We start from the raw sequence: 26764 nt of genomic DNA on the forward strand, positions 1-26764 counted from the left end.
GTATCGGTCCGACCAGCTGTCACTGCCCGCCGCCCCCTCCTGGCGGGCATTCTGTGCCCCACCCGGCACCCCGCCGGTTTGCCCGTAACGGTGGTTGCGGTCACACTCGGCCCGATTCCACGTCCAGACTCACGATGAACGCATCTGCTGAACTGCTCAAGGAACTCCGCATCGACCGCAAGAAGGCGTCGGCTCCGCCGCCGCCTTCCTCGCCACGCCGTGGCCTGTGGATCGCAGCGGCCATCGCCATCCTGCTCGTGCTTGCTGGCATCGGCTGGTTCGCCTTCGGCCGCGAACGTCCGATCGAAGTGACCACCGCGCCGGTGGTGGCCATCCAGCAGGGCACCGCCAGCAGCTCGGTGCTCGACGCCAGCGGCTACGTGGTGGCCCGGCGCATGGCCACGGTGTCGGCCAAGATCACCGGCAAGGTCCGCGAGGTGATGATCGAAGAAGGCATGCGGGTGGAAGAAGGCCAGATCATGGCCACCCTCGACCCGATCGATGCCAACGCCCAGCGCAGCCTGTCGGCTTCGCAGCTGGAAGCCGCGCGCAGCCAGTTGGCCGGCCTGCAGGCACAGGTGGCCCAGGCCGACGCCGAAGCCGGGCGCCTGCAGACGCTGGTCGGCCAGCAGCTGGTGTCGCGCTCGCAGTTCGACCTGGCCATGGCCCAGCGCGACAGCCTGCGCGCCCAGCTGCGCACCGCCCAGCGCAACACCAAGGTGGCCGGCGACGCGCTGGCCATTGCCGACCTTGGCGTGGACAACAACATCGTGCGCGCGCCGTTCTCCGGCGTGGTCACCGCCAAAGCAGCGCAGCCGGGCGAAATCGTTTCACCGCTGTCGGCCGGTGGCGGCTTCACCCGCACCGGCATCGGCACCATCGTCGACATGGACTCGCTGGAGATCGAAGTCGAAGTGGGCGAGGCCTTCATTGGCCGGGTGCAGCCGAAGATGCCGGTGGAAGCCACGCTCAATGCCTACCCGGAATGGAAGATCCCCGCCGAGGTGATCGCCATCATTCCCACCGCCGACCGCGGCAAGGCCACGGTCAAGGTGCGGATTGCGTTGAAGGTGAAAGACCCGCGCATCGTGCCGGAGATGGGCGTGCGGGTGAGCTTCCTGGAAGCGGCCGCGCCGGCCCAGGCGGCTGCGCCGAAGGGCGTGCGCGTGCCCGCCTCGGCGCTGGTCGAACGCGACCAGAAAACGGTGGCGTTCGTGGTGGGCGATGACAAGCGCGTGCAGCAGGTACCGGTCACGGTGGGGGTTGCGTTGAACAACGACCGCCAGGTCACCGCCGGGCTCAGCGCCGGCCAGCAGGTGGTCAGCAACCCGCCGCCGGAACTGCGCGATGGCAACGCGGTAGTGGAAAAGCAGTCGCAGTAAGCAAGGCGGTGCCGCGACCTGGTCGCGAGCCGATGGTGTGCGATTCCCGTGCCGGCCCGGCGCGCATGCGCGCGGTTGCCTGCATGGTTTCTTCTTCCCACGATTCACGGAGAACCACCCATGTCCACCCTGGTTTCGCTCCGCAACATCACCAAGACCTACCAGCGCGGCCCCGAAAAGGTGCAGGTGCTGCACGGCATCGACCTGGACATCCAGAAGGGCGACTTCGTTGCGCTGATGGGCCCGTCCGGCTCGGGCAAGACCACCCTGCTCAACCTGATCGGCGGGCTGGACACGCCTACCGGTGGCGAGATCGAGATCGAAGGCGAGCGCATCGACCGCATGTCCGGCGGGCAGCTCTCCACCTGGCGCAGCCACCACGTGGGCTTCGTGTTCCAGTTCTACAACCTGATGCCCATGCTCACCGCGCAGAAGAACGTGGAGCTGCCGCTGCTGCTCACCCACCTGGGCGCGGCGCAGCGCAAGCGCAATGCCGAGATCGCACTCACCCTGGTCGGCCTGGCCGACCGCCGCAGCCACCGCCCCAATGAGCTGTCCGGCGGCCAGCAGCAGCGTGTGGCGATCGCGCGGGCGATCGTTTCCGACCCGACCTTCCTGATCTGCGACGAGCCCACCGGCGACCTCGACCGCGCCTCGGCGGAGGAGATCCTGTTGCTGCTGCAGCAGCTCAACCGCGAGCACGGCAAGACCATCATCATGGTCACCCACGACCCCAAGGCCGCCGAGTACGCCACCCACACGGTGCACCTGGACAAGGGTGAGCTCGCCGAAGCACCTGCGGCCCACTGACGGAGGTCACTGCGATGAAGTACTTCTCGCTCATCTGGGCGCAGCTGTTCCGCAGCAAGACGCGGACCCTGCTGACCCTGCTTTCGGTGGTGGCCGCGTTCCTGCTGTTCGGCATGCTCGATTCGGTGCGCGTGGCGTTCAGTTCCGGCGGCAGCGTGGAAGGCGCCAACCGCCTGATCGTGGCCTCGCGCCTGTCCATCACCCAATCACTGCCGATCCGCCTGGAACCACAGGTGCGCCAGGTGCCCGGGGTGAAGGATGTGACCTCCGGCATGTGGTTCGGCGGCATCTACCAGGACCCAAAGAACTTCTTCGCCAACTTCTCGGTGGCGCCGAACTACTTCGATGTCTACGGCGAACTGCAGTTGCCGAAGGACCAGCTCAAGGCCTTCCAGGACACCCGCACCGGCGCGGTGGTCGGCGAAACCCTGGCCAAGGAATTCGGCTGGAAGATCGGCGACACCATTCCGCTGCAGGCCACCATCTTCCCGCGCGGCGGCAGCAACGACTGGCCGCTGCAGCTGGTGGGCGTGTTCCGCTCCAAGGACCGCACGCTGGCCGCCAACGAAGAACGCCAGCTGATGATGAACTGGAAGTACTTCGACGAATCCAACGATTACATCAAGAACCAGGTCAGCTGGTTCACCGTGACCCTGGACAACCCGGACCATGCTTCGCGCGTGGCCCAGGCCATTGATGCGATCTCGGCCAACTCCGACCATGAAACCAAGACCCAGACCGAATCGGCGTTCCAGCAGGCGTTCGTCAAGCAGTTCGCCGACATCGGGCTGATCGTCACCTCGATCATGGGCGCAGTGTTCTTCACCCTGCTGCTGCTTACCGGCAACACCATGGCCCAGGCCGTGCGCGAGCGCGTGCCCGAACTGGCCACGCTGAAGACGCTGGGCTTCAAGGACAGCACGGTACTGGTGCTGGTGATGATCGAGTCGCTGCTGCTGATCGGGCTGGGCGGCGCCATCGGCATGGGTCTGGCCTCTGCCATCCTGCCGGTGCTGTCGCCGAAGACCCAGGGCCTGCTGCCGCCGCATGTGCCCACCCCGACCTGGTTGATGGGTGTGGGGCTGATCGTGCTGATCGGGCTGGTGGTGGGCCTGCTGCCGGCGCTGCGCGCCAAGCGGCTGAAGATCGTCGACGCCCTTGCGGGCCGCTGAGGAGAACCGACATGAAGAAGCAATGGTTGGGCAATCTGTTGTCCGTGCTGCTGCTGGCGGTCGCGCTGGCGGTGTGGATCATGCTGCCGTGGCCCGCTGTGCTGGCGGTCGTGGTGGCCGTGGTGCTGTGGCTGCTGTTGACCCGCAGTGGGCGGCTGGCACTGGCCGCCACCCGGATCGGCGTGGCCAGCCTGCCGCAGCGCTGGGGTGCATCCTCGGTGGTGGTGGTGGGCATTGCCGGCGTGGTCGGCGTGCTGGTGGCGATGCTGGCCATGGGCCAGGGCTTCCAGGCCACGCTCAACAGCACCGGCGATGACACCACCGCGATCGTGCTGCGCGGCGGTTCGCAGGCCGAAACCAATTCGGTGATCACCCGCGACCAGGTACCGCTGCTGTCCACGCTGCCGGGCGTGACCAAGGACGCGCAGGGCAAGCCGATGATCTCGCCGGAGCTGTCGCAGGTGGTCAACCTGGTGTCCAAGGGCGACGGTACCGACGTCAACGCGCAGTTCCGCGGCGTGGGCGACATGGCCTGGGCGGTGCACGACAGGGTGAAGATCACCGAAGGCCGCCGCTTCAATCCCGGCCTGCGCGAGATCGTGGTCGGCAAGGGTGCGCAGGGCCAGTTTCGTGGGTTGGACGTGGGCAAGACGCTTACCCTGGGCAACCAGCAATGGACCGTGGTAGGGGTGTTCAATTCCGGCGATGCGCACGATTCAGAGCTGTGGACCGACGCTGAAACCCTGGCCAACACCTATCAGCGCAATGCGTGGCAGTCGATCAGCGTGCGCACCGACGGTGAAGCAGGCTTCAAGCAGTTCAAGGCCGGCGTGGCCGCCGACCCGCGCCTGAAGCTGGACGTGGAAACCACCAAGGCGTACTACGCCAAGCAGGGCGGTGGGTTGAACACGCTGATCAAGGTGCTGGGCACGGTGATCGGCGCGATCATGGCGGTGGGTGCGGTATTTGGTGCGCTCAACACCATGTATGCCGCCGTTGCCACCCGTGCCCGCGAGATCGCCACCATGCGCGCCATCGGCTTCCGAGGCGCGCCGGTGGTCACCGCGATCATGCTGGAGACCATGCTGCTGGCGTTGATTGGCGGCCTGCTCGGTGGCTTGGTGGCCTGGGCCATCTTCAACGGCTACAGCGTCTCCACCATCGGCAGCAACTTCAGCCAGGTGGTGTTCCAGTTCAAGGTCTCACCCGAGCTGCTGTGGAGCGGGCTGAAGTGGGCGCTGGGGATCGGGTTGGTGGGCGGGCTGTTCCCCGCGCTGCGCGCGGCGCGCCTGCCGATCACCACTGCTTTGCGGGAGACCTGATTCAGGACGATCGTGCGCCCGGGGGGGCACGGTCACAGATTCGAGCAGACACTGGGTTCTCCCTGCCATGCGACTGCACAGGTAGGTTGCGTCCCGATAAAAATACTCTGGCGCTGCCCCGACCACGTCCACGCCCGCCCACGCGGCGCGCTGCCTGAAGTAGGGGTCGAATTCCCGCGTGTTCTTCAGGCGGCGCGGGCTGCCGTCCGGGCGCACGAAATCATCAGCCGATTCCTGGATGAGGTTGCCGCCATCGCTCGACTGCAGGTACACCCACTGTCGCGTCTCGTAGTCGAAGAACGACTCGACCCATCCGAGAAAGAAAAGAATGTTGAGTCTGGAAATCAACGGTGACCCGCCCTGCAGCTGCGACTCGAAGCGCAGGATCCGGCCGTGCTCGGTATCGGCCTTGAGGAAGTCGAAACGCGACGCGCGCGCAAGCATGCGGCGAACGGTTTCCCTCGCTTCCGGGTGGCGGGGGTTGAGATCGCTGACGTGGTGGCCCCAGAGTACGTTGTCGCTTTGAATCTGCTCCATGAGGACATGCGGCGATCCCGGCGGCTGCAGGTTCACCATACCCCACTGGTCGACAAAGCGGCCGCTGGACGGGTCGTACATCTTCATCATCGCGTTGTACTGAATACGAATCCACGCCGGCGGCACGAAGTGCGTGGCCACCATTTCGCCGCCAACGTTGGTGACGTTGAAACCCTGGATGTTGGTCTGGCTTGCGCTGTCGTATACGTAGTGTTCGCCAACCCCGAGCGACCGCGCGCGCTCGTACATTTCCCCGGCATTACAGTAGTAACAGGCTCGCCCGATGGGATCTTCCATCCGCTCCTGCGCCATGCCCTGCAGCGGAAGCGCCGCAAGCAGCAACCACGCCAACTTCTTCATCTTGTGCTCCCTCATGACCCGCACGCGCGGGCCAAACGAGTGGAACAGCCTACGCCCGTCATGGACATCGGAACTGTGCGAAATCGCGGGTGGGAATTGCATGATTTTGGATGGTGCAGCAACCGGCCCCGGATCTCCGGGCACATTGCGTCAGCGCTACCGGTGCCGTCGAGGCAGTGTTCTGGAACGACCATCATGCCAATGGTGTGACGTAGCTCAATGGAATCAGGCACCCCCTCTCGTTCTTATCTGAAAATTCTGCGTCACCATTGCGACCTACACCTCGGGCCGCTATTTTTGCGCCCTCGGAAATGGCACGCAGCGCAAGCGGAATGCGACAGCGGCCCCCCTCAGGAGGGTATGGATGGCGCACGACGGGTTGATCAAGAGGCTTCAAGCAGGAATTTCAACCCTGCCAGCCGGACTCCTTGTAGCAACCCTGTACGCCATCGCCTGCTGGGCGACACGACAGATCTCGCTGGATCAGTTCTTTCTTCCCTCGGGTGTCCGGGTGGCAGTTCTGCTGGCATCGCCGATGCGCATGTGGCCCTACCTGCTGCTTGGGGAGTACGCCTACTTCGCCGAATTGCGCCTTCCGTTGGTTGGCACGTATGGCCTGGACTGGGTGCTTCTCTCTTCCGCCTATCAGTTTCCCGTCGTCGCATTCATCGTCCATCTGCATCGCCGCGCAATGCCGGGCCGAACCGACGCCTGGCTGCTGACGATCGCGGCAGCGGCTGCCCTGGCGGTCGGGATCGGAAATGTTGCGCTGATGCGGATACTCTGGCCGTCACCACTGCCGGAGGATGTTGCGGTTGTCGCAGCTCGTTTTGTCATTGGCCACTATATGGCAATCATTACGGCTGCCCCTTTGGCAGCGCTGCTCACACGGCGAATCGCTCCATCAGGGTGGTCAGCATGGCTGCATCCGCCGTCCGCCGCGTGCCTGGTCGTGATGTTGATGACTGGTTACGGCATAGCGCTGCTGCCTGCAGGCCATTCCGACGAGAGAGCCGGACTGCAATTGCTTATGGCGGCTCCAGTGATCCTTCTCACCTGCATTCACGGCTGGCGCGGCGCGGCGGTCGGCGTGCCGCTCATGAACCTCATTGTTCACTTCACGACTCCCGTTACAGGGCTTCCAGGTTCCTTCGACGCTGCCACCTTCAGAACGCAGCAGGGTCTCGCACTCGTTTCCACGTCGCTAATTGCACTTGGTTCCATCACCAGCCACTATCGTCGCCGCTTGAGCATTTCATTGCAGGATCGGAGCCAAGCGCTGCGTCTGGCCAAATCCTCTTTCCTGGCAAGCGAGAAGGATCTTCGGGCGCGTGCACAGCGGATGCGCCACATAGGCGACCACATCGATTTCGCTTTGAATCAGACGGTCGAATGGCTGCAGGAGCAAGGCCATAAGCAGTTCGCGAGCAGCGTACTCAAGGCCATATCGATCAGCACGCGAAACTTCCGCGAGCAAGCCAGCTTGGTCTATCCAATTCCGCTGGAGCAGGTTGGCCTATACCTGGCGCTGCAGGGGTGCGGCATCAGCGAGGCATGGCACAAGACCGGGCGCGTCAGCTGCGAACACTTCTCAGGCGATCCATGCCTGCTCAGTACGGGTTTGCAGTTGGCAGCCTACCGGACGATCACCGAAGCCGTCTCCCTCCTCCTTGAGCACGAGTCGGGCCAACTCCGGATTCGGGCGCGATGCGGGCGACGGTCGCATCTGCAGGGGATTGTGATGACAGTGAAGGTCCTGAACCTTCCCACTGGCCTGGCACCGAGGACTGCTGAAATCGCCATTCAGAATCTGACGGCGCGAGCCAACACCTACGGCGGCCGCCTTCAGTGTCGCCGCAACACCATAAGGCTGCTACTGGTCGAGACGCGCGGGTCATCCTCAGTGATGAACCAATGTATGTAGCTGCGCAGCCACGCAGAGCGTGGCTCTACCGGCATGACCGCGTAGCCGCGCGGCAACCGTGCGTAGAGCCACGCCCTGCGTGGCTGCGCGGTATCAGGCGCGTGCGGGCTCCCGCGAGCGCCACACGCTATCGCCAATGAACAGCAACAACCCCGTCCAGATCGCGGCGAAGCCTACCGCCTTGGCGCCATCGAACGGTTCGCGGAAGAAGAACACGCCCAGCAGCAGGCCCAGGCTGGGGGCGATGTATTGCAGGATGCCGACCAGCGACAGCGGGATACGCTTCACGCCATAGGCAAAGCCAATGAGCGGCAGTGCGGTCACCGCGCCGCCCAGGATCAGCAGCAGGTCGTTGCGCCAGCCCCAGCCACCGAAGAAACCGCCGCCGTGTCCGGCCTCGCTCCACAGCGCAAAGCCGATCGCCGGCAGGAACAGGTACAGGCTTTCGATGCCCAGCCCGGCCACCGGGTCCACCGAGATCATCTTGCGCAGCAGGCCGTACAGACCGAACGAGCAGGCCAGCCCCAGTGCGATCCAGGGCGGGGTCCCGGCGTTGATGGTCAGCCAGGCCACGCCCAGCGCGGCGCAGGCCACCGCGAGCCATTGCAGGCCACGCAGGCGCTCCTTCAGCACCACCACGCCCAGCACCACGCTGACCAGCGGGTTGATGAAGTAGCCCAGGCTGGTTTCGATCACATGCCCGGCGTTGATCGCCCAGATGTACAGGCCCCAGTTGAAGGCGATGGCCAGGCTGCTCAAGGCCAGCGTGGGCAGCGCGCGCGGCTGCGCGGCGATCTGCTTCCACCAGCCGGTGCCGTTGCTGAGCAGCAGCCAGGCCACCACCAGCACCGTGCTCCAGATGATGCGGTGGGCGATGATCTGTTGCGAGGGCACCGCCTTGAGCAGGTGCCAGTACACCGGCACCAGCCCCCACAGGGTGAAGGTGAAGGCAGTGATGGCCAAACCATGGCGCTGTTCCTGCAGGGGCGTCCGTTCCAACGTACTCATTTACGGCGGGTCCTTGCCAGGGTCAGCACCAGCACGCCGGCCAGGATCACCCCCATGGCCAGCAGGTCGCGCGGGCCGAAGTGCTCATTGCCGATCAGCGCGCCCAGCAGCACGGCAATCACCGGGTTGACGTAGGCATAGCTGGCCGCCAGCGCCGGGCGCACGTTCTGCAGCAGCCACACATAGGCGGTGAAGGCCACGATGGAACCGAACATGCACAGGTACAGCACCGCCAGCAGCCCATTCATGCTGGGCCAGGCGGTGGGGCGCTCGCCGGTGGCCAGGCCCAGCGCGACCAGCATCACCCCGCCGCACAGCATCTGCCCCGCGGCGGTCATGAACGGGCTGGGCAGGTCCAGGCCGCGCGCCCAGACCGAACCGAAGGCCCAGCCGATCGGGGCGATCAGCAGCAGCACGAGGCCCTGCGGGGAGGCGGTGAGGCTGCTGCCGGCGTTCAACCAGACCACGCCCAGGAAGCCGATGGCGATGCCCAGCCACTCGCCACGGGTGGCGTGCTGCCCGCGCATGGCGCCGAACAGCGCCATCCACAGCGGCACCGAGGCCACGGCGGTGGCGGCCAGGCCGGAGGACACGGTGCGCTCGGCCAGCACCACCATACCGTTGCCCAGCACCAGCATGGTCAGGCCCATGATGCCCAGGTTGCGCCACTGCCTGCGGGTAGGCGCGGGCATGCCCCGCCAGCGCAGCACGGCGTACATCAGCGTGCCGGCGACGATGAAGCGGGCCCCGGACACGGTCGTCAACGGCAGCGCCCCGCCTTCCAGGGCGAAGCGGATCCCAAGGTAGGTGGACCCCCACACCACGTACACCAGCAGCAGGGCCAGGACGACCAGACCGCTGCGGGGAGCGGCCTGCGGGGTTGCGGGGGTAGCGGCCATACGGGACCAGCGGGCGGGGGAGACGCGATTCTAGGCCTTTGCGGCAGGCGCGGCATGCCCTGTCGTGGCACGCTGTCGTGCCCGGACTAGTTACATGGTGCAATGCCCACCGGTCATGCACGTGGGGTAAGGTAAAAACAGGTGCCCCGGCCGTCTGGGCGGGCAGGCGCTGTCCAGAACCACCGCTCCACCGCGAGGACCGTTTTCCAGCATGAGCATTTCCCCTTCCCTTTCCGCGCCCGCCAATGACAAGGCCGCGCTGAAACGTTCGATCTCCAATACCCTCAAGGGGTCGGCAGGCAATCTTGTCGAGTGGTACGACGTCTACGTCTACTCGGTGTTTGCGGTCTACTTCGAATCACAGTTCTTTTCGGCCGCCGACAAGAATTCCACCATGTACGTGTGGGCGATCTTCGCCGCCACCTTCCTGATGCGCCCGATCGGCGCCTGGTACTTCGGCCGCTTTGCCGATCGTTACGGCCGTCGCCTGGCGCTGACCGTGTCCGTCACCATGATGGCGGCCTGTTCGTTCCTGATCGCACTCACCCCCACGGCCAACAGCATCGGCGGCTGGGCAGCGTTGATCCTGCTGTTCGCGCGCCTGCTGCAGGGCTTCGCCACCGGTGGCGAGTACGGCACCAGTGCCACCTACATGTCCGAGGCGGCCATTCCCGGCCGGCGTGGCTTCCTGTCCTCGTTCCACTACGTCACCCTGGTGGGCGGCCATGTGCTGGCGCAGCTGACCCTGTTCACCATGCTGATGTTCTGGGAAAAGCCGGAAATTTCGGCCTGGGGCTGGCGCATCGCGTTCGGCATCGGCGGCCTGGCGGCGATCGTGGTGTTCTGGCTGCGGCGTTCGATGGATGAGTCGCTGGGCGAAGATTCGATCGAAGCCGCCCGCGAAGGCCGCGCCAAGGCGTCCGGCTCGATGTACGAGCTGTTCGTGCACCAGTGGCGCCCGCTGCTGCTGTGCTTCCTGATCACCGCCGGCGGCACCGTGGCCTTCTACACCTACTCGGTGAACGGGCCGAAGATGATCCAGAGCGCGTTCGCCGGCACCGATGTGATGACCGGAACGCTGATCAACCTGGGCGTGCTGACCTTCCTGATGCTGCTGCAGCCGATCGGCGGCTGGCTGTCGGATATCGTGGGCCGCAAGAGCCTGCTGGTGTTCTTCGGCGTGGGCGGCCTGCTGTACAGCTGGTACCTGATCACCGAGCTGCCGAACCAGCATGACCCGCTGATCGCCTTCCTGACCCTGGCGCTGGGCTTTGTGATCCTCACCGGCTACACCTCGATCAACGCGGTGGTGAAGGCCGAGCTGTTCCCCACCCACGTGCGTGCGCTGGGCGTGGGCTTTGGCTATGCCATGGCCAACTCGCTGTTCGGTGGCACCGCGCCGCTGCTGTACCAGGGTGCGCTGAAGACCGACCGGGTGGGCGATTTCGCCATCTATGTCACGGCGATCATCGCGGTGTCGCTGGTGGTGTATGTGTTCTTCCTGAAGAACCACGGCCCGAATTACCTGGATGGCACCCGGAAATAAGGGTGCCGCGACCGCAGGTCGCACGCATCGGTAGCGCCGGCCGTTGGCCGGCATCACCGCAAAGCAGAACGCCGGGGCATGCCCCGGCGTTTTCGTTTGGTGCGTGCAGCCTGAGTGGTGCGTCGGCATGCCAGGCACCGCCTGGGCTGGCCAACGTTATGGCCGCCTTCCTGTCGGCCACCCTTCGGGCCGTTGCGCTGCAACGTTGGGAACGGCTCCTGCCGCTCCCTGCGGCGCTACCGCTCAGCGACGCGCAGCGTCGCTTCGCTCGCGGACCTTGCGGAACTCCGAGCCCTCTTCCCAATGCGGCCACCGACGGCTGTTGGCCAGCTCAGCGCCCAGGTCGTAGACCAGCAGGGTGTCGGCGGCGTGGCCAGCCGGGTCCCAGCTGGGGGTCCAGGCATCGCAGGCCTGGTGGTAGCAGTCGGCGAAGTACTTCTCGCGCAGCGCCTTGCCGGCGGCAACGCCGCCCTCGAGCTTGTCCAGCCCCGGGCCGATGGTGATCGCCGGCACGCCCAGGCGGGCGAAGGCGAAATGGTCGGCGCGGTAGAAGAAGCCCGCTTCCAGGTTGGGGTCCGGGCTGTAGCTGCGCCCACGCGCCTTGGCCACGCGTTCCAGATCGCCTTCCAGCGAGACCCGGCCCTTGCCCCAGGAGGCGATGTCGCGGGTGGCGCCGTCCGGGCTGAACATCTCGATGTTGATCACCGCGGCGGTCTTGTCCAGCGGCGCCAGCGGATGCGCGGCGTAGTAGCTGGCGCCCAGCAGGCCCTTCTCCTCGGCGGTCAGCGCCACGAAGTACAGGGTGCGCTGCGGCTGCGGGCCGGCGGCGAACACCCGGCCCAGCTCCAGTACGGTGGCCACGCCGGTGGCGTTGTCGATGGCGCCACGACGGATGCGGTCGCCCTTGGCATCGGGCTGGCCGATGCCGAAGGCGTCCCAATGCGCGGAGAAGATCACCGCTTCATCGCCATGCTCGCCGCCGGGCAGCTTGGCCACGACATTGCGGGTGATGACCTGCTCGCGCTTGAGCTTGAACTGCGCCGACAGCGTGGCATCGCCCAGCACCACCGGCTGGAAGGCCGGGGTCATGGCCTTGCGCTTCTCGGCCTCGAAATCCAGGCCGGCATCGCGGAACAGCTGTTCGGCCAGGGCGCGCTGCATCCACCCGCGCACCGGCACGTGCTGCGCCAGCGCCTGTTCCGGGGTGCGCTCGATGTCGAACAGCGGCGAGGTGCCCGAGCTCTTCACCGTGGCCCAGCCATAGGCGGCCGGGGCGGTTTCATGCACGATCAGCACGCCTTTGGCACCATGGCGTGCGGCTTCCTCGAACTTGTAGGTCCAGCGGCCGTAGTAAGTCACCGCCTTGCCGTCGAAAGCACCGGGGCGGTCTGCCTCGAAATCAGCGTCGTTGATCAGCATCACCGCGATCTTGCCGTGCAGGTCCACGTCCTTGTAGTCGTTCCACTGGCGCTCGGGTGCATCGATGCCGTAGCCGACGAACACCAGCGGCGCATCCTTGATGTCTACCGAGGCCTGCGGGCGCAGGCTCTGCAGGGTCACGTCCACGCCATTCTCCAGCGCGCGGGCCTTGCCCTTCTGGCGCAGCTGCGCGCGTACCGGGCCTTCCACCTGTGCACGGACCATCGGCACCGGCTGCACCCAACTGCCGTCCACGCCGCCCGGCTGCAGGCCGGAGTTGCGGAACTGCTCGATCAGGTACTGCACGGTGCGCTCTTCGCCGGGCGACGCCGGGGCGCGCCCTTCGAATTCGTCCGAGGCCAGGATGCGCACATGCCGCGACAGCGCTTCAGGATCGATGCCGCCGCCCGGCAGGTCATTGGCCGCGTGGGCCAGGCCGCCCACGAACAGACAGGACGACAACAGCAGCATGCGCATCGGATTCACGGCAGGTACCAGAAAAAACGGAATGCCAGAGTGTAACGTGACACTCCGGTTACCGTGCAGGCGCTGCCCATGCGCTCAGCGGCGGTCGCGGTCCAGCCAGCAGGCCAGGCCCTGCGCGTTGAGCTCGATATCCATCGCCAGCACCTGCGCCACCGCCGCATCATCGAGCGGGCAACCATGCGCCTGCGCGCGTTCCTGGTACAGCGCGGTCAGCGCCGCCACCAGGCAGCGGTGGCGGTCGGGGCGTTCGTCGCATTGGCGCCCGATCTCCACCATTGCATCGATCTGCTCCACCAGGTCCGCCGCCAGTGCCGGAATGTTTTCCACGCGACCGTAATGGGTGAGGTATACCGCCTCTGGCCGCAGCGCGAGCAGGCGCGCGATGGAATGCTTCAGCGGCTCGGGGTCGAACTGCACCGGCGAGGACGTGGGAATGATGAAGGCGCCGCGCGCACTGTCGAGTTCGCGGTAGGACAGGCCGAAGGTATCGCCGCTGAACACGCTGCGGCTGCGTTCGTCCCAGACGCACAGGTGGTGCCGCGCGTGCCCGGGCGTATCCAGGCACAACAAGCTGCGGCCGGCCAGGTCAACGCGGTGGCCGTCGTCGGCAATCACCACGCGGTCGGGCGCCACCGGCAGGATCGGGCCGTAACTGCGCGCAATCTCAGCCGCGCCATAGACCTCGGTTGCACCGGCAATCAGGCGGGTCGGGTCGACCATGTGCGGCGCGCCGCGTGGATGCACCACCAGGCGGGCGTTGGGGAGCTGCTGCATGAGCACGCCGGCACCGCCGGCGTGGTCCAGGTGCACGTGGGTCAGCACCAGCCAATCCACCTGTTCCGGCGTGCAGCCGGCGCGTTCGAGCGCGCCCAGCATGGCCGGCACGGCAAGCCCGGTACCGCAATCGATGAAAGCGGCGCGGTCCTTTTCCACGATCAGGTAGGCGGCGTCGAATTCGCTGCGCTGGAACGCAGTGTCGATGGTGAAAATGCTGGGGTCGGAGGACATCGGCTCATCCTTGGCTGCAACCGGTAGGTATCAACCGTTGGTTGATACGCATGATTCTAGGCCGTTCCGCCCGTCGACTTCGATGCGGCTTTGGTAGCACGCTGCGCCAACCAGGCGCCGCGCAGCAGCAGCGCGGCCACCATCACCGCCAGGAACGCGCCGTAGGCATACAGCACGGCCAGCACCTGGCGCCAGATCGGCCCGGCATCGCTCTGCACCACGCCGATATGGTGGCCCCACAGCATGGCCAGGATGCTCAGCACGAAGGCCAGCAGCAGCGCGACGCCGTCGAACAGGCGCCGCGCGGTGGTGCGCGGCTGCCGCGGGAACAGCCAGTACAGCGCGCCCAGCAGCACGAACCAGGGCAGGAACAGCAACAACGACAACCAGGCCATCGTGGTCTCCGTTTGCCGACCAATGGTCGGCGCTACCGATTGCGTGCACCGACCCACGGTCGGTGGCTACCGTGTTATTCGCGCAGTGCCTGCAATGCGGCCAACACCGCATCCACTTCCGCTTCCAGCTTGAACAGTTCGCTCTGCAGGGCGTCGCCATGCTCGGCCTGCTTGAGCACGCCGATCAGCTGGCCGGCATCGCGCGGCGAATCGAAGCCTTCGCTCTGGATCAGCAGCGTGCCGTCGCCGGCCTGCAGCTTGAAGTAGAAGCGGCCATCCTTCTCGCGGTACTGCTTGAACAGTGGCGGCGCAGCGCGCGCCACGCCACCGTCTTCGGCGGCAATGTCGCCGGCGGTGGACAGGTCGCGCAGGCCCACCGCATGGCGCAGCTCCTTCAGCAGCGGAATGGCGTACTGCTCGCGCAGCCGCTGGCCGCGACGGCGCAGCAGCGCCTCGATCTTCTCCGGCTCGGCCATCAGCGCGTCGTAGCGCTCGCGCAGCGGGGTCAGTTCGGCATCGATGCGCTCGAACAGCTGCTGCTTGGCATCGCCCCAGCTGATGCCATCGGCAAACGCCTGCGCGAACGCGGCGGTCTGCTCGGCGCTGGCGAAGGCCTGGTACATCTGGAACAACGCCGAGCCCTCGGTGCTCTTGGGCTCACCCGGTGCACGCGAATCGGTGAGGATGGCGAACACCAGCTTCTCCAGTTCCGCGCGCGGCGCGAACAGCGGAATGGTGTTGTGGTAGCTCTTGCTCATCTTGCGGCCGTCCAGGCCGGCCAGGGTGGCGACCTGCTCGTCGATCACCACCTCCGGCAGCGGGAAATACGCCTTGCCGTACACGTGGTTGAAGCGCTGGGCGAAATCGCGCGCCATCTCGATGTGCTGGATCTGGTCGCGGCCCACCGGCACGCGGTTGGCCTTGAAGATCAGGATGTCGGCAGCCATCAGCACCGGGTACATGAACAACCCGGCGCTGATGCCGGCATCCTCGTCCAGCTGCTCTTCGCGGTTCTTGTCCACGGCCGCCTTGTAGGCATGGGCGCGGTTGAGGATGCCCTTGCTGGCGATGGCGGTGAGGAACCACATCAGCTCGGTGGTTTCGGGAATGTCGCTCTGCCGGTAGAACCAGACCTTGTCCGGGTCCAGCCCGCACGCCAGCCAGCTGGCGGCGATCTCCAGGGTCGAGCGCTGGGTCCGCTCCGGCTCCTGCGCCTTGATCAGGCTGTGCAGGTCGGCCAGGAAGAAGAAGCTCTCGATGCCGGGCGCTGCGCTGGCCGTGATGGCCGGGCGGATGGCGCCCACGTAGTTGCCCAGGTGGGGCGTGCCGGAGGGGGTGATGCCGGTAAGAACGCGGATGGTCATGTGGGAATCATTACGGACAGTTGAACGCCCCCAGTTTACCTGCCCACGCGCAACCCCGTTGCCCGGCCTCGCGCGTTGAACGGATTACCCAACTGCGAAGGCCCCGCCATGAAACGCCTGACCCTGCCCCTGCTTGCCGTGCTGGCCCTGTGCGCCTTCAAGCCGGCTGTCCCGCCCCGCGCCGATACCGGCCCGGTCACGCTGAGCCTGGTCGAACGCGACCAGCGCCTGGAACTGCCGGCCTACCTGCACCGGGGCCAGTACTGGGTGGCCGGCCGCCAGGGCCAGCCTTACGCCGTGCGCCTGCGCAACAACAGCGCCGGGCGGGTGCTGGTGGTGCTGTCGGTGGATGGCCTCAACGTGATCACCGGCGAGGTGGCCACCCCGGACCAGACCGGCTACGTGCTGGAGCCGTGGCAGAGCGCGGATATCACCGGCTGGCGCAAATCGCAGCGGGAGGTGGCCAAGTTTGTGTTCACCAACCCGGGCAACAGCTATGCCGACCGGACCGGCCGCCCGGACAATATCGGGGTCGTCGGCATCGCGGTGTTCAGCGAAGCCCAGCGCTGGGTGTCGCCGACCTCGCGGGCACCGCCTGTGGCACGCGAGAAAAGCCGGGTGCAGGCACGGGCCTCGGCCGAAGCCGCCGACAGCGCGATGCCCTCGGCACGGGCCAGCGGCTCGGTGGCAGCGGCGCCCGCGCCGGCACTGGGCACCGGCCATGGCCAACGCGAAACGTCGTATTCGGGCAGCACCCCCTTTGAGCGTGCCAGCCGCCTGCCGGCGCAGCGCATGGACCTGCGCTACGACAGCGAACGCAACCTGGTCGCCCGCGGCGTCATCCCAGCCCGTTACCGAACGGGCGAGCGCGTCCCGCAGGCATTTCCGGAGGGCTTCGTGCCGGATCCGCCGGCCCATGGCTGGCGGTGAACCCAGCATCACCGCACATGAAGAACGGGCCGCGCTGCGGCCCGTCTGGTTTCATACCCTCGTCGCGGCGCTGAGCCGCACTGCCCGCCAAACGGGTCAGTGGAAGTCTGGATAGTCCTTGCGAACTTCCTTTTCGAACGCTTCTACTTCTTTGTTGGCGCGATCACGCTCCCAACCATAGCGTTCCTGCAGACGGCCGGACAGGTATTCCGCATTGCCTTCGGCCACCTTGAAATCGTCGTCGGTGAGGTCGCCCCACTTCGCCTGCGCCTTGCCCTTGAGCTGCGTCCATTTGCCGGAAATGATGTCTTTGTTCATGGGTTCGCTTCCTCGATTGCAACGGCATCGTCGCCGTGCAGACAGAGTGCGTCATCCGATGTTCGGCGGCGGTCAAGCGCGGATGAAACGCGCGCTCACCTCATTGAACGGCATGAGCGGGACAATAAAAAAGCGCCGGGAATGTCCCGGCGCTTCTTCGACACCCCACGCAGTGGCGGGGATCAGTTGCCCTTGGCGGCGTCTTCCACCGACTCGCCAGCCTTCTGCACATCCTTGCCGGCACCGGCAACGGTGTTGCAGCCCGACAGCATGGCCAGCGAGACCATCGACAACAGCATCAGTGCAATTACACGCTTCATAGGGTTCTCCTGATTAGTTCAACGTCAATACCGAAATCCGGCCCCACCTGCCTATTGCAGATCGCGGAGGCGTTGGCGCACCGCCGCCGCGTGAGATGCAATCTGCGGGCTGAGGCGTGCAATCGATGTGAACGCGACGCGTGGCCGTTCAGCCGCGCGCCGGGAAACCCCGCCGGCGCTCAGTCGCGCATCAGCGTGGACTTGCCGAACAGGCTTTCCACCAGGTCTACGGCCAGCACCGCGGTGGCGTTGCGGTTGTCCAGCAGCGGGTTGAGCTCCACGATGTCCAGCGAGCCCATGCGCCCGGTATCGGCGATCATTTCCATCACCAACTGCGCTTCGCGGTAGTTGACGCCGCCCGGCACGGTGGTGCCTACGCCGGGGGCGATGCTCGGATCGAGGAAATCCACGTCGAAACTGACATGCAGGTGGGTGTTTTCATCGATGCCTTCCAGCGCCGCCTCCACCGCGCGTTTCATGCCGGCCTCGTCGATGTAGCGCATGTCGTACACATCGACCTTGTGCTGCTTGATCAGGCGCTTTTCTTCCTGGTCCACCGAACGGATGCCGATCTGGCGCACCTGTTGCGGGCAGATCGCGGGGGAATCGCCACCAAGTTTCGTCAACGCGTCCGGGCCCAGCCCGCACAGGCAGGCCACCGGCATGCCGTGCACGTTGCCCGACGGGGTGACATCGCTGGTGTTGAAATCCGAATGCGCATCCAGCCACAGCACGCGCAGGGTGCGGCCCTGTTCGCGGCACCAGCGCGCCACGGCGGTGATCGAGCCGATGCCCAGGCAGTGGTCGCCGCCGAGCATGATCGGCAGGCGGCCGTCCTGCAGTTCGGCGTAGGTGGCGTCCATCAGCGCACGGTTCCACGCTACCACTTCATCCAGATGGCGGTAGCCCTGCTCCGGCGCGGCCCAGGGATTGCGCGGGCCATCCAGGTTCCCGCAGTCGCGCACGTCCACGCCACGCGCGGCCAAGGCCTCGCCCAGGCCGGCGATACGCAGCGCCTCCGGCCCCAGTCCGGCCCCCCGGGCGCCCGCCCCGATATCCGTGGGTACGCCGATCAGGGACACCGCAGGTTGACGATTGCTCATGCTGACTCCACACACACGGAAAATCACACCAGTGTAGTGATCCGCCCGCCAAACCACTCGCGGCGGCGCAGCAGCGGCTGCCGAAGGCCTGACCACCGAGCGCGTCTGAACACGGCACCTTGCGGTGCGAAAACCGTGTCCGAGCCGTGGCACCGTCACACGGAGCCAGCATGAAGTCGAAGATCACCCAGCCCCTCGTCAAGAGGGCACCCCGGCCCGGGCCGGGCAAGTCGGTCCTGTACGCCGACACCGAGATGAGGGATAAAACCGCTACAACCGAGCCCTGCGCCAGTTCCCCGACCTGCCACCGAATCCGGTTGGCAACGTGAACATGAACGGCATGCGGCGGCGCGCGGTGGACGCCAGCCCAGACAAACTCAAGGCGTGGGGCAAGGCGGTGCTACCTGCTACAGATGTACGGATGAATCTCAAATGACAGCGAGCGCGTCGAATCAGCAGCAATGGCTGCAGCGTCGCCGAAGGCTGCGTAAGGCAGGACGCCGCGAACCGATTGGCCTGACTCCACACGCACTTCGCCGCATCCACCAGGGCAATATGCGCTACCCGTGGGCAGCAGTTCCTGAGGACCGGTAGATGTGTTGAGTGTTGCGCCGTCGAAACCCAGTGGCAGACCGGCTTCGGCCGGCCAGGCTTCCTTGGACAGACACAGCGGTTCGGTCGCCTTGGAAGTCAGGGTGAGGTCGAAGTGTTGCTGGGCTGGGTTGTCCGCTATGTCCAAGGCGAAGTCGGTAGGCGGCGCCCAGCGGATGGATGATGAGGAAGCACAAGCGCTGAGCACCGCCAATGTCAGCAGAGGCAGGCCGCGATTCACCGCGCCTGATCCATCAAGTGATCGGGGTTAATCAACCGCTGCTGCCCTGGCAGCGCATTGAAGATTTCCTGCTGCTGCGGCGTACCGAACTTGTAGGCCGGAATACCATTCATCCGCTGATCCTTATAGCCCAGCACCGCATGCCCGGTTTCGTGGCCGGCGCCCCAAGCAAGCGTGGACGCGCTGTTGAAGCCGGGGTGGGAAATATTCACTAACACCTGCGTGGGTCCGGATGTCGGTACACCGGCCAGGGTGTCGGCACCCACGCCAGGGTAAGCAGCAGCCAGAGCCTGGCCAGTCATAGCATTCGCGGGGATTGCACCAGAGCCAGTGTCGTGGAGGGCTGAGGCCATCGACCCCATGTCGGCTGCGGCCTTGGCCATGTTCTCCGACGTGGCAGTTCCGGCGCCGAAGTTGCGTTCGAACGACTTCCCGGCGCGCTGGAGCGCCTTGCCCCCTTCGGCCAGTGCGCCGTTGATCTTGCCCGCCGCTTTTTCCAAGCTGCCGGCGGCGCCCTGCTGGGCGCCGTCGAACTGCTACCACTGCTTATCCGTCCAGCCGGTGCCGCGCGACAGGCGTCCGTCTGGGTCGGTGAAGCGATAGGAATTGTTGTTCCCATACCAGTAGCGGTTGTAGTTGGCGCCTGAGTTCGGGTCGGCTTGGACAGGGTCGGTTGAAACGAACCGCGCCGACGCGTTGAAGACAGTAGCGCACAGCGCCACGCTCAACAGCCCTGAAATGATCTTGCGCATCATTGTCCCCTTCGCGCCTTCTCGCGCTGGATGGATTGTAGGTAGCTGGCGTCCTGCTCAGGCGTCCTCTGCACCCAGCCGAGTTGTTCGGCCTTGGCGTACCAAGTCAAATTTTCGCGGGTCAAGCGGCGGTATTCGTCGTGCAGCGCAGGTGGCACGTCCGCCGCGTTGGGATATCTGGACGTGAAGCGCTGCTGCGTCTGGAGATAGTAAGCATTGGCCTTCCAGATCATGGCCACCGAGTCCTTGGAGTTGGCGGCCAGCGCCAAGTCGGCGACGGCCATCACCGCATCGCCGTCCTTCTTCGCGCCGTAGTGCTCCATCAGCGAACTAGCGATGACACCCACGCCCTCGTGCGGCAATAGCGGACGCAGGTAGAGCCCGCTGTCCAACGCCGCTTCGGAGATCCCCGTCTCGCGCTGGTAGTTGCTGTCGTATTTGAAGCCGCCCGCGGTAGCCTCGACGTTCAACCACACCTGCTGTGTATCGTCGGCGAACTTGACCAGCACGTGGTTAGGCGCGGTGGCCAACGCGATAGGCAAGCCCAGTCTCTGACTCAGAATTGCAAAGAGGATGGGCATTGAAACGCAGTTGCCCTTGCGCGTGGCCAGGTAGGTGGCTAGTTGCTTGTTCTTCTGGTTCTTGCCCAGCGGGTCTGACAAGTCGTAGGTGAAAGGCTTGGCCTGGTTCCACTCGCCCGACACGTAGAGCGTCTTGAGCAACGCGTCGAGAACCTGACGCGCCGTAGGGTTGGCGGGCACGTTGCCGCGCACAGCATGTTCCCATTGGTTGAGTTGTCGGCGCACGCCCGCGATGTCGGTGGACGGGTCGATGATGCGGTCCACCACCAGCTTGGCGTCGGCGTAATCGACGCGATCATCGGGAAGCTGGAATTGGGCGTGCAGCGAGGAAATGTCAGGCGTCGCCCACGCAAAGGGGGCCAGGACGAGTAACCACGCGCCCCAAGCCCAAACGATCCATCGGCGACTCGCTCGGCTCCCCATTCTCGGCGATGCTAGACCCTGCCGGGAGCTGATGTCTAGCCGCGACGATCGTCTCGGCGCCGAACCACTTCTCCTGCTGCGCCTACTTCTCGGCCGCCGTCATGGCCTCTCCGGCTCCGACGGCAGACCCTCGGACGCCTTAGCCTGCCTCGGCAGCGCCTCGGCCACTGTCGCGGGAGCGGCGGCAACTGCCGGCTCGCTGCGCGGCACCAGCTTCGACCAGAAGAATCCCTACCCGCTTCATGCACTCCCCCTGAGCAATGCCAGTAAGCCGCCGCTCTGGCTGCTGGGCGAATACCTGGAGCAGCGCGCGCCCAGGCTGCAGCCGAAGTCCAGAAAGAGCAGCGCAAAGCGGCGCTGACTACGAGAGATGGTGCCGCTTGTCCGAATCGAACGGACGACCTACTGATTACAAATCAGTTGCTCTACCGACTGAGCTAAAGCGGCGATGTCGTACTTCTCTTGCTCAAACCGTGTTCGACTCGACCCACAGTTTACGCGCTGGCGAGCCTAAAACCTTGCCGCGCTTAGCCTTCCGGCCTGTCGCCATAACAACCGCGTCCGAGTTACAAGGCGGTTGCTCTACCAACTGAGCTATGCCGGCAAAGGCACGGCGACGGCATGGCCGGCGCGGACGGCGATTCTAGCGCACGCCCGCGCATTCCAGCGAGCGTTGCTGGGTGGCGCCGCTGCGCTGGCGGGCGGCGGCGGGGCTGGCCTTGTCGGCAAGGGCCGCATCCACCCACCATTGCTCGGCGCCTTCGCTGCCGCCGACCAGGCGGGCGTTGAAGCCGGCCGCTGCCAGCGCCGTCATGCGCCGCTCGGCGCCTTCACGGTTGCGGTACTGCCCCAGGGCGATGGCGTTGGCGTCTTCGCCCTGGGCCATGATGTAGTAATCGCTGATCCCGGCGGCGGCAATGCGTTTGACCGTGGCCTGGGCCTCTTCGCGGCTGGCGGCGGCCGGCATCATCACCCGGTACGTGCTGCTGGCACCCGGCTTGGGCACTTCGCGCAGGCGAGAGCGCTGGACCAACCCGCCGGCCTTGGCCTGGGCGGCCATGGCGGTGTCGCGATCGGCAAACGGGCCGAGGCTGACGCATACGAGGGCAGCCGGGGTGGCGGGTGCGGTGGGCGCAGGCGTTGGTGGGGCGGCAGCGGGCGTGGTGTTGGCCGGCGTTGGTGGAGTGTCCGTGGGCCGGCCAACGGCCGGCGCTACCGGGGGTACGGTTGGCTTCGGTTCGGGCGTGGCGTCGGCCAGGGCTGTCGTTGCGGCGGTCGGCGCTGCTGCCGGTACGGCTGCTTTCGGGGTGTCGAGCAACTGCAGGCTGGCCACGCCGGTCGGGGGCGCTTCAGCGGATACCGGCGCGGGTTCGCCGCGCAGCATCCACCACAGCGCGACGCCTACGTTGAGGATGGCCAGTACGACGATCAGGGCACGAGTCAGCATGCGGCGATCCTACCGCGACGCCGGTGGCTGGTGCACCGCCCAGCGCGCGAGGCCATCGAGTACCAGCGCCGGCTGGAACTGCGCATCGCCCAGCAACGGCATCAGCGCCGGTGCACCGCCGCCATGCACCCGCAATGCGGGCACCCTGCCCAACACGGAGGCTGCCTGGAGGCGGCTGCGTTCGATCAGCGCCACGGCCGCGCCGTCGCAACCGGAGGCCAGCGCGTCGGCAGTGTCGTTGGCGAACTCGCTGTAGTTGCCACCCTGCGCCGGCAACTGCACCGCGCGCGCGTGCAGGGCTTCGCGCATGGTGGTTGGCGAGGCGGCAATGCGGCCGCCGTGATGCTGGCCATCGGCATCGAGCAGATCGATGGTGAGCGCGGTGCCGACGCCGGCCACCACCACGGCTTCGCGTCGTTCAGCGGCGGCGATCAGCGCGAGGTAACGGTCCACGCCAAACTTCGACGGATCGGCGTAGGCGATGCGCACGCCCGCGCAGCTGGCTTCGGTGGTTGCCACGCGCACGTGGGTGAAGCGCGCGCGCAGTACCTCAAGCATGCTGGCGGTGAGTGCGGCGGCGGCCACGCTGGCCACGTAGGCGGTGCCACCGCTGGGCAGCTGTGCCAACGCGTCGGCCGGCATCGCTTCGGCGCCGTGCGGCCACGCCTGCACATCGCCGGCGCGGTTGCCCTGCAGCGGCGCGAACTTGAACCGCGAATTCCCAAGATCGAACAACCAATCGCTCATTGCGCCCTCACGCTGACTTCCCCGGCATGGAACACCCGTTCGCCGCCGCCGACATGCACGCGCAGCGCACCGTCGTCGGCCAGCCCCAGCGCCTGGCCCTCATGCATCACACCACCATCGTCCACGCGCACGGCGCGCCCGGCCAGGCTGTCCAGCGCGGCGTAGCGTGGGAGGAACGGCGCCAGGCCGTCGCGCTCGAATGCGTCCAGCGCCGGCAGCAGGGCTGCCAGCAGCCAGGCCACCACGTCGTTGCGCTCGATGTCGTTGCCCAGCAGCGTGGCCAGGTCGGTCCACGGCTGGGTGATCCCGGCCGCGAAGGCCGCCGGCATGCGCACGTTGATGCCCAGCCCGATCACCGCGCGCGCGGGGCCGGCAAATTCGCCGCCGCCTTCGACCAGCAGGCCGCCCAGCTTGTGCCCGTCCACCACGATGTCATTCGGCCACTTCAGCCCGACCTGGGCGACGCCATGCGCGCGCAGGGCCTCGGCCACCGCCACGCCCGCGACCAGGCTCAGCCCGCCCAGCCGCGACAGCCCGCCAGCGAAGCCGCGCAGTACCGACAGGTACACATGCGCAGCCAGCGGCGAGGCCCAGGCCCGGCCGCGACGGCCGCGGCCGCCGGTCTGGCGCTCGGCCAGCAGCACCCGCGCGCCGCGCTCTGGCGCGCTGCACCGCAACAATTCTGTATTGGTCGACCCCACGGTCCAGGCCACCTCGAGGGTATCCAGCAGAGGTGTCAGCGCGGGCGGCAGCCGGGCGGTGATGGCCTCGGCCTCGAGCAGATCCAGGTGGTGCTGCAACTGATAGCCATCACCGGCACGGCCGTCGATCTCGATGCCGGCCGCCCTAAGCCCTTGAATTCGCTTCCATATTGCGGCACGGGTCTGGCCCAGCTCGCGGGCCAGCGCGTCGCCGGACAGTCGCCCGGCGCCCAGTTTGGCCAGCAGTTGGCGGTCGTCCACGGCAGCTTCCATCGGTTGATCGACAAAAGTATGCGGGAAAGCGCCGGGCAGCGCCCGCCGGGGGCTTCCAATTGAGGCGGTGAATCGGGCTAGAATCGAAGATTGACCTCCTCGCCCCTCCGGATATTGACGATGCGCCCGTTCGCCCATTGCCTGATCCTGCTGATGGCCCCCATGGCTGCGCATGCTTCCGATGCGCTGACCAGTTCGGGCCGGGGCGGCTGCGTGTATTCGGCAGCTGAAGGCGAGCGCGCGGCAACGCCGGCAACGCCGGCCAGCACGGCCCCGTCCACGGTCAAGCCCAGCGCCACCGCGCCGGGCAGCGCCGGTGGTGGCGGCGATGACGATGTATTGCCGCGCCTGCGTGCGCCGAAATGGCACAGCTTCCTGCCGGGCATGTTCCGCTGATCCAGTCGTTGTTGCGCTGGCTGCGGTCGTCACCGCGCCCGATTCCCGATACCGCCTGGCAACGCACCTGCCAGCGCACCGCGTGGCTGCGCGGGTTGCCGCCCGAGCGCGTGCAGCGCTTGCGTGTGCTGGCTGCTGCATTCCTGCACGACAAGACCATTACCCCCCTTGGTGGGCTGCAGCTGAGCGATGACGATGCGGTACTGATTGCCGCACTGTGCTGCCTGCCGCTGTTGGAACTGGGTGAGGTGGGTCTGCGCGGCTGGTCGCAGGTGCTGGTGTACCCCGAAGGTTTCATCGTGCCGCAGAGCGAGATGGACGAAGACGGGGTACTGCACGAGTGGGAAGAGGAAGCCATCGGCCAGGTCTCGCACAACGGACCCCTGCTGCTGTCCTGGCATGACGTGCAGGCCGAGCTGAAGCATCCGCATGAAGGCGCGTGCGTGGTGGTGCATGAAATGGCGCACCGCATTGATGTGCTGGATGGCGTGCTCGATGGCACGCCGCCGCTGCCGCGTGCGTGGCAGCAGCAATGGGCACGCGATTTCCAGCAGGCGTTCGATGCGCTGTGCGCGCAGGTGGATGCAGGGGTGGAGACGGTGATAGATCCGTACGCTGCTGAAGCACCGGACGAGTTCTTTGCCGTGGCGACGGAGTACCATTTCTCGGCGCCGGACGTGCTGGAAGCAGAAATGCCGGTGGTTGCGGGGCATCTGCGGCGGTTCTATGGGGCGCCGCCTTCGTTTGAGCTCCGTACCGACTAACAGTCGGTACCTACCGGGGAAGATGTATCGCTCAACGGTGGGCACGTATACGGATGCACGACCGCGGAACGCGGTTGGCAGGTACCGACCGTTGGTCGGTACGCCGTTGCGTCACGGCCCCGGTGGCAACTTCACTTCAAAGCGGGCACCGCCCAGTTCCGGCGAACGCTTGACCTGCAGTTCGCCGCGGTAGTCCTTGATCAGGTCCTGCACGATCGACAGGCCAATGCCGTGGCCCTGCACACGCTCATCGCCGCGTACGCCACGCTGCAGCACCTTGGCGATATCGTCCGGGGCAATGCCCGGGCCGTCATCGTCCACCGACAGCACCAGCCCGGCGCGGCGCATGCCCGGCACACTGAACGGCTTGGCGGTGAGCAGCACGCGGCGGTTGGCCCACTTGAACGCGTTCTCCAACAGGTTGCCCAGCAGCTCCTGCAGGTCGCCCGGCTCACCATGGAAGCGCGCGGCTTCATCGATGTCGAACTCACACAGCACGCCCTTGGCCGCATACACCTTCTCCAGCCCGCGCACGATTTCCTCGGCATTGGACTCGATCGGCAACGGTGCCGAGAACAGCTTGTGGCCCGACGACGCCGCACGCGCCAGCTGGTAGGACACCAGGTTGTTCATGCGGCGCAGCTGTACATCGAATTCCTGGCGCAGGTCCTGGTCCTGTGCACCGCTGTCCAGCTGCGTGCGCAACACGGCCAAGGGCGTTTTCAGGCTGTGGGCGAGATCGGCCAGGGTGTTGCGCTGGCGCTCGAGGTTCTCGCGCTCGCTTTCAATGAAGGCATTGATGCTGTCGGTGAGCGGTTCGAGTTCGCGCGGGTGGCGTTCGCTCATGCGCTCGGTTTCGCCGCGCTGTACCTTGGTCAGCTCGGTGATCACGCGGCGCATCGGGCGCAGGCTCCACTGCAGGATCACCGTCTGCAACAGCAGCAGGATGAGACCGGCGCCACCCATCCAGAACCACACCCGGCCACGGAACACGCGCAGCTGCGCACCGAGTGCGCGCGAGTCTTCCATCACGTAGATGGTGTACGGGAATTCGGTGGCCGGGTCAGCGTCGGCGTCCCACACCAGGCCCAGGCCGTAGCGGTACACGGAGCCCTGGCTACCGTCGATCTGGATCATCGGCAGCGGGCCTTCGAACACTTCCTGCCGCGGGGCCAGCAGCTTGCCGCCCACGGTGGGCAGCATCGGGCCTTCGGCGGACATGGAGTTGCCCTTGCCGTCCGGCATTACGACCTGGAGGTACAGGCCGCTACCGGGTACGTCGAAGCGCGGATCCGGCGGCTGTTCGCGGATGTACAGCGAGCGGTCGCGGGTGAAATCGATGCCGGCCGCATAGGCGGTGGCATAGTTTTTCAGGCGCTCGCGCAGGTTGGCGCGCGCCGTATCGGCGAACGCGGCATCCAGCGCGTAGCCTGCAATCGCCAGGAAGGCGAGCAGGCTCACACTGGCAGCCAGCAGCTGGCGTGCCTGCAGGGAGCGCGGCCGCCAGCGTTTAAAGAACCACAGACGGCCTGACATCATCCCTTC

At 66.3% G+C, this 26764-nt stretch carries 28 protein-coding genes and 1 tRNA gene; 10 read left to right on the forward strand and 19 right to left on the reverse strand.

Features of this window, described 5'->3' with window-relative positions; all coding sequences use genetic code 11:
* The first annotated feature begins 134 nt into the window (after positions 1–134).
* The 4 genes from J7J08_RS07875 to J7J08_RS07890 all read left to right on the forward strand — a co-directional run bounded on the left by J7J08_RS07875 (position 135) and on the right by J7J08_RS07890 (position 4686).
* Entirely contained in the window at positions 135–1382 is a 1248-nt protein-coding gene (locus J7J08_RS07875; RefSeq protein WP_214903629.1) for an efflux RND transporter periplasmic adaptor subunit, read from the forward strand.
* Positions 1383–1502: 120 nt separating this feature from the next.
* Complete coding sequence (locus J7J08_RS07880; protein WP_214903631.1) at positions 1503–2192, forward strand: ABC transporter ATP-binding protein; 690 nt, start codon at positions 1503–1505, stop codon at positions 2190–2192.
* A gap of 14 nt (positions 2193–2206) precedes the next feature.
* Positions 2207–3364: an FtsX-like permease family protein gene (locus J7J08_RS07885; RefSeq protein WP_214903633.1), complete on the forward strand. Its 1158-nt coding sequence runs from the start codon at positions 2207–2209 to the stop codon at positions 3362–3364.
* Positions 3365–3375: 11 nt separating this feature from the next.
* Positions 3376–4686: an ABC transporter permease gene (locus J7J08_RS07890; RefSeq protein ID WP_214903634.1), complete on the forward strand. Its 1311-nt coding sequence runs from the start codon at positions 3376–3378 to the stop codon at positions 4684–4686.
* Here the strand turns inward: J7J08_RS07890 and J7J08_RS07895 are convergent.
* The gene (locus J7J08_RS07895; RefSeq protein WP_214903637.1) at positions 4567–5583 is read right to left on the reverse strand and encodes a hypothetical protein; all 1017 of its coding nucleotides are present in this window, start codon (positions 5581–5583) and stop codon (positions 4567–4569) included. The two genes, J7J08_RS07890 and J7J08_RS07895, sit on opposite strands and share 120 nt — an antisense overlap.
* Positions 5584–5947: 364 nt before the next feature.
* Between J7J08_RS07895 and J7J08_RS07900 the strand changes: the two genes are divergently transcribed.
* Positions 5948–7507 (forward strand): MASE1 domain-containing protein, encoded by a 1560-nt coding sequence (locus J7J08_RS07900; RefSeq protein WP_214903640.1) that lies wholly within the window; start codon positions 5948–5950, stop codon positions 7505–7507.
* Positions 7508–7600: 93 nt separating this feature from the next.
* Here the strand turns inward: J7J08_RS07900 and rarD are convergent, their stop codons facing one another.
* Both rarD and yedA read right to left on the reverse strand, forming a co-directional pair.
* Entirely contained in the window at positions 7601–8515 is a 915-nt protein-coding gene (gene rarD / locus J7J08_RS07905) for an EamA family transporter RarD (RefSeq protein WP_214903643.1), read from the reverse strand.
* Positions 8512–9414 (reverse strand): drug/metabolite exporter YedA, encoded by a 903-nt coding sequence (gene yedA, locus J7J08_RS07910; RefSeq protein WP_214903646.1) that lies wholly within the window; start codon positions 9412–9414, stop codon positions 8512–8514. Before yedA ends, rarD begins: the two co-directional genes overlap by 4 nt.
* Before the next feature lie 211 nt (positions 9415–9625).
* On the opposite strand from yedA, the gene J7J08_RS07915 reads away from it, so the two are divergent.
* Positions 9626–10960, forward strand: coding sequence for an MFS transporter (locus J7J08_RS07915; protein ID WP_214903649.1), 1335 nt, complete (start codon positions 9626–9628; stop codon positions 10958–10960).
* A gap of 243 nt (positions 10961–11203) precedes the next feature.
* On the opposite strand, the gene J7J08_RS07920 is transcribed toward J7J08_RS07915, so the two are convergent.
* From J7J08_RS07920 to J7J08_RS07935, 4 genes are all read right to left on the reverse strand, one after another.
* Positions 11204–12856, reverse strand: coding sequence for a M28 family metallopeptidase (locus J7J08_RS07920; RefSeq protein WP_214904114.1), 1653 nt, complete (start codon positions 12854–12856; stop codon positions 11204–11206).
* Between the two features lie 84 nt (positions 12857–12940).
* Positions 12941–13873 carry an MBL fold metallo-hydrolase gene (locus tag J7J08_RS07925; RefSeq protein ID WP_214903652.1) on the reverse strand — a complete coding sequence of 311 codons (933 nt, stop codon included), beginning with the start codon at positions 13871–13873 and terminating at the stop codon, positions 12941–12943.
* Between the two features lie 56 nt (positions 13874–13929).
* Entirely contained in the window at positions 13930–14268 is a 339-nt protein-coding gene (locus J7J08_RS07930) for a hypothetical protein (RefSeq protein WP_214903655.1), read from the reverse strand.
* A gap of 74 nt (positions 14269–14342) precedes the next feature.
* Positions 14343–15632 carry a tryptophan--tRNA ligase gene (locus J7J08_RS07935; RefSeq protein WP_214903658.1) on the reverse strand — a complete coding sequence of 430 codons (1290 nt, stop codon included), beginning with the start codon at positions 15630–15632 and terminating at the stop codon, positions 14343–14345.
* A 108-nt stretch (positions 15633–15740) separates the two neighbouring features.
* Between J7J08_RS07935 and J7J08_RS07940 the strand changes: the two genes are divergently transcribed.
* The gene (locus tag J7J08_RS07940; RefSeq protein ID WP_214903662.1) at positions 15741–16562 is read left to right on the forward strand and encodes a hypothetical protein; all 822 of its coding nucleotides are present in this window, start codon (positions 15741–15743) and stop codon (positions 16560–16562) included.
* A 96-nt stretch (positions 16563–16658) separates the two neighbouring features.
* Here J7J08_RS07940 and J7J08_RS07945 read toward each other — a convergent pair whose 3' ends face one another.
* The 7 genes from J7J08_RS07945 to J7J08_RS07980 form a co-directional block, all read right to left on the reverse strand.
* A complete protein-coding gene (locus J7J08_RS07945) occupies positions 16659–16880 on the reverse strand; it encodes a CsbD family protein (RefSeq protein ID WP_214903665.1) in 222 nt (73 codons plus the stop codon).
* 182 nt (positions 16881–17062) lie between these two features.
* Complete coding sequence (locus J7J08_RS07950) at positions 17063–17200, reverse strand: entericidin A/B family lipoprotein (RefSeq protein ID WP_095362578.1); 138 nt, start codon at positions 17198–17200, stop codon at positions 17063–17065.
* 179 nt (positions 17201–17379) lie between these two features.
* Positions 17380–18303 (reverse strand): arginase, encoded by a 924-nt coding sequence (rocF, locus tag J7J08_RS07955; RefSeq protein ID WP_214903668.1) that lies wholly within the window; start codon positions 18301–18303, stop codon positions 17380–17382.
* A gap of 400 nt (positions 18304–18703) precedes the next feature.
* Entirely contained in the window at positions 18704–19135 is a 432-nt protein-coding gene (locus tag J7J08_RS07965; RefSeq protein ID WP_214903671.1) for a hypothetical protein, read from the reverse strand.
* Positions 19132–19635 (reverse strand): hypothetical protein, encoded by a 504-nt coding sequence (locus tag J7J08_RS07970; protein WP_214903673.1) that lies wholly within the window; start codon positions 19633–19635, stop codon positions 19132–19134. Before J7J08_RS07970 ends, J7J08_RS07965 begins: the two co-directional genes overlap by 4 nt.
* Before the next feature lie 36 nt (positions 19636–19671).
* Positions 19672–19890: a hypothetical protein gene (locus J7J08_RS07975; protein ID WP_214904140.1), complete on the reverse strand. Its 219-nt coding sequence runs from the start codon at positions 19888–19890 to the stop codon at positions 19672–19674.
* Positions 19887–20891 carry a transglutaminase-like domain-containing protein gene (locus J7J08_RS07980; RefSeq protein ID WP_214903675.1) on the reverse strand — a complete coding sequence of 335 codons (1005 nt, stop codon included), beginning with the start codon at positions 20889–20891 and terminating at the stop codon, positions 19887–19889. The genes J7J08_RS07975 and J7J08_RS07980 overlap by 4 nt, the downstream gene beginning before the upstream one ends.
* A gap of 31 nt (positions 20892–20922) precedes the next feature.
* Between J7J08_RS07980 and J7J08_RS07985 the strand changes: the two genes are divergently transcribed.
* On the forward strand, positions 20923–21252 hold the full coding sequence (locus tag J7J08_RS07985) for a hypothetical protein (protein WP_214903677.1): 330 nt from the start codon (positions 20923–20925) through the stop codon (positions 21250–21252).
* Positions 21253–21262: 10 nt separating this feature from the next.
* Here J7J08_RS07985 and J7J08_RS07990 read toward each other — a convergent pair.
* From J7J08_RS07990 to birA, 4 genes are all read right to left on the reverse strand, one after another.
* Positions 21263–21338 (reverse strand) — tRNA-Thr (locus J7J08_RS07990).
* Positions 21339–21534: 196 nt separating this feature from the next.
* Positions 21535–22338 (reverse strand): SPOR domain-containing protein, encoded by an 804-nt coding sequence (locus J7J08_RS07995; RefSeq protein ID WP_214903679.1) that lies wholly within the window; start codon positions 22336–22338, stop codon positions 21535–21537.
* A gap of 9 nt (positions 22339–22347) precedes the next feature.
* Entirely contained in the window at positions 22348–23085 is a 738-nt protein-coding gene (locus J7J08_RS08000; RefSeq protein ID WP_214903681.1) for a type III pantothenate kinase, read from the reverse strand.
* Positions 23082–24047: a bifunctional biotin--[acetyl-CoA-carboxylase] ligase/biotin operon repressor BirA gene (gene birA, locus J7J08_RS08005; protein WP_214904117.1), complete on the reverse strand. Its 966-nt coding sequence runs from the start codon at positions 24045–24047 to the stop codon at positions 23082–23084. Before birA ends, J7J08_RS08000 begins: the two co-directional genes overlap by 4 nt.
* Positions 24048–24179: 132 nt before the next feature.
* Between birA and J7J08_RS08010 the strand changes: the two genes are divergently transcribed.
* Complete coding sequence (locus tag J7J08_RS08010) at positions 24180–24455, forward strand: hypothetical protein (RefSeq protein WP_214903682.1); 276 nt, start codon at positions 24180–24182, stop codon at positions 24453–24455.
* Positions 24422–25219 (forward strand): M90 family metallopeptidase, encoded by a 798-nt coding sequence (locus J7J08_RS08015; protein ID WP_214903685.1) that lies wholly within the window; start codon positions 24422–24424, stop codon positions 25217–25219. Before J7J08_RS08010 ends, J7J08_RS08015 begins: the two co-directional genes overlap by 34 nt.
* A 111-nt stretch (positions 25220–25330) precedes the next feature.
* Here the strand turns inward: J7J08_RS08015 and J7J08_RS08020 are convergent, their stop codons facing one another.
* Positions 25331–26755 (reverse strand): sensor histidine kinase, encoded by a 1425-nt coding sequence (locus tag J7J08_RS08020; protein ID WP_214903688.1) that lies wholly within the window; start codon positions 26753–26755, stop codon positions 25331–25333.
* Between the last annotated feature and the right edge of the window lie 9 nt (positions 26756–26764).

This window comes from Stenotrophomonas sp. ISL-67 (genome assembly GCF_018612915.1).
Classification (GTDB): Bacteria; Pseudomonadota; Gammaproteobacteria; order Xanthomonadales; family Xanthomonadaceae; genus Stenotrophomonas.

Excerpts from the sequence above, each read along its gene's own strand:
- J7J08_RS07940 (WP_214903662.1), top strand. The coding sequence starts at position 15,741 with ATGAAACGCCTGACCCTGCCCCTGCTTGCCGTGCTGGCCCTGTGCGCC.
- rarD (WP_214903643.1), bottom strand. The coding sequence starts at position 8,515 with ATGAGTACGTTGGAACGGACGCCCCTGCAGGAACAGCGCCATGGTTTG.
- rocF (WP_214903668.1), bottom strand. The coding sequence starts at position 18,303 with ATGAGCAATCGTCAACCTGCGGTGTCCCTGATCGGCGTACCCACGGAT.
- J7J08_RS08020 (WP_214903688.1), bottom strand. The coding sequence starts at position 26,755 with ATGTCAGGCCGTCTGTGGTTCTTTAAACGCTGGCGGCCGCGCTCCCTG.
- J7J08_RS07885 (WP_214903633.1), top strand. The coding sequence starts at position 2,207 with ATGAAGTACTTCTCGCTCATCTGGGCGCAGCTGTTCCGCAGCAAGACG.
- J7J08_RS07995 (WP_214903679.1), bottom strand. The coding sequence starts at position 22,338 with ATGCTGACTCGTGCCCTGATCGTCGTACTGGCCATCCTCAACGTAGGC.
- J7J08_RS07900 (WP_214903640.1), top strand. The coding sequence starts at position 5,948 with ATGGCGCACGACGGGTTGATCAAGAGGCTTCAAGCAGGAATTTCAACC.
- J7J08_RS07875 (WP_214903629.1), top strand. The coding sequence starts at position 135 with ATGAACGCATCTGCTGAACTGCTCAAGGAACTCCGCATCGACCGCAAG.
- J7J08_RS08010 (WP_214903682.1), top strand. The coding sequence starts at position 24,180 with ATGCGCCCGTTCGCCCATTGCCTGATCCTGCTGATGGCCCCCATGGCT.
- J7J08_RS07915 (WP_214903649.1), top strand. The coding sequence starts at position 9,626 with ATGAGCATTTCCCCTTCCCTTTCCGCGCCCGCCAATGACAAGGCCGCG.
- J7J08_RS08015 (WP_214903685.1), top strand. The coding sequence starts at position 24,422 with ATGGCACAGCTTCCTGCCGGGCATGTTCCGCTGATCCAGTCGTTGTTG.
- J7J08_RS08000 (WP_214903681.1), bottom strand. The coding sequence starts at position 23,085 with ATGAGCGATTGGTTGTTCGATCTTGGGAATTCGCGGTTCAAGTTCGCG.
- J7J08_RS07975 (WP_214904140.1), bottom strand. The coding sequence starts at position 19,890 with ATGATGCGCAAGATCATTTCAGGGCTGTTGAGCGTGGCGCTGTGCGCT.
- J7J08_RS07935 (WP_214903658.1), bottom strand. The coding sequence starts at position 15,632 with ATGACCATCCGCGTTCTTACCGGCATCACCCCCTCCGGCACGCCCCAC.
- J7J08_RS07985 (WP_214903677.1), top strand. The coding sequence starts at position 20,923 with ATGTCTAGCCGCGACGATCGTCTCGGCGCCGAACCACTTCTCCTGCTG.
- J7J08_RS07945 (WP_214903665.1), bottom strand. The coding sequence starts at position 16,880 with ATGAACAAAGACATCATTTCCGGCAAATGGACGCAGCTCAAGGGCAAG.
- J7J08_RS07930 (WP_214903655.1), bottom strand. The coding sequence starts at position 14,268 with ATGGCCTGGTTGTCGTTGTTGCTGTTCCTGCCCTGGTTCGTGCTGCTG.
- J7J08_RS07920 (WP_214904114.1), bottom strand. The coding sequence starts at position 12,856 with ATGCGCATGCTGCTGTTGTCGTCCTGTCTGTTCGTGGGCGGCCTGGCC.
- J7J08_RS07880 (WP_214903631.1), top strand. The coding sequence starts at position 1,503 with ATGTCCACCCTGGTTTCGCTCCGCAACATCACCAAGACCTACCAGCGC.
- J7J08_RS07890 (WP_214903634.1), top strand. The coding sequence starts at position 3,376 with ATGAAGAAGCAATGGTTGGGCAATCTGTTGTCCGTGCTGCTGCTGGCG.
- J7J08_RS07895 (WP_214903637.1), bottom strand. The coding sequence starts at position 5,583 with ATGAAGAAGTTGGCGTGGTTGCTGCTTGCGGCGCTTCCGCTGCAGGGC.
- J7J08_RS07925 (WP_214903652.1), bottom strand. The coding sequence starts at position 13,873 with ATGTCCTCCGACCCCAGCATTTTCACCATCGACACTGCGTTCCAGCGC.
- yedA (WP_214903646.1), bottom strand. The coding sequence starts at position 9,414 with ATGGCCGCTACCCCCGCAACCCCGCAGGCCGCTCCCCGCAGCGGTCTG.
- J7J08_RS07950 (WP_095362578.1), bottom strand. The coding sequence starts at position 17,200 with ATGAAGCGTGTAATTGCACTGATGCTGTTGTCGATGGTCTCGCTGGCC.
- J7J08_RS07980 (WP_214903675.1), bottom strand. The coding sequence starts at position 20,891 with ATGGGGAGCCGAGCGAGTCGCCGATGGATCGTTTGGGCTTGGGGCGCG.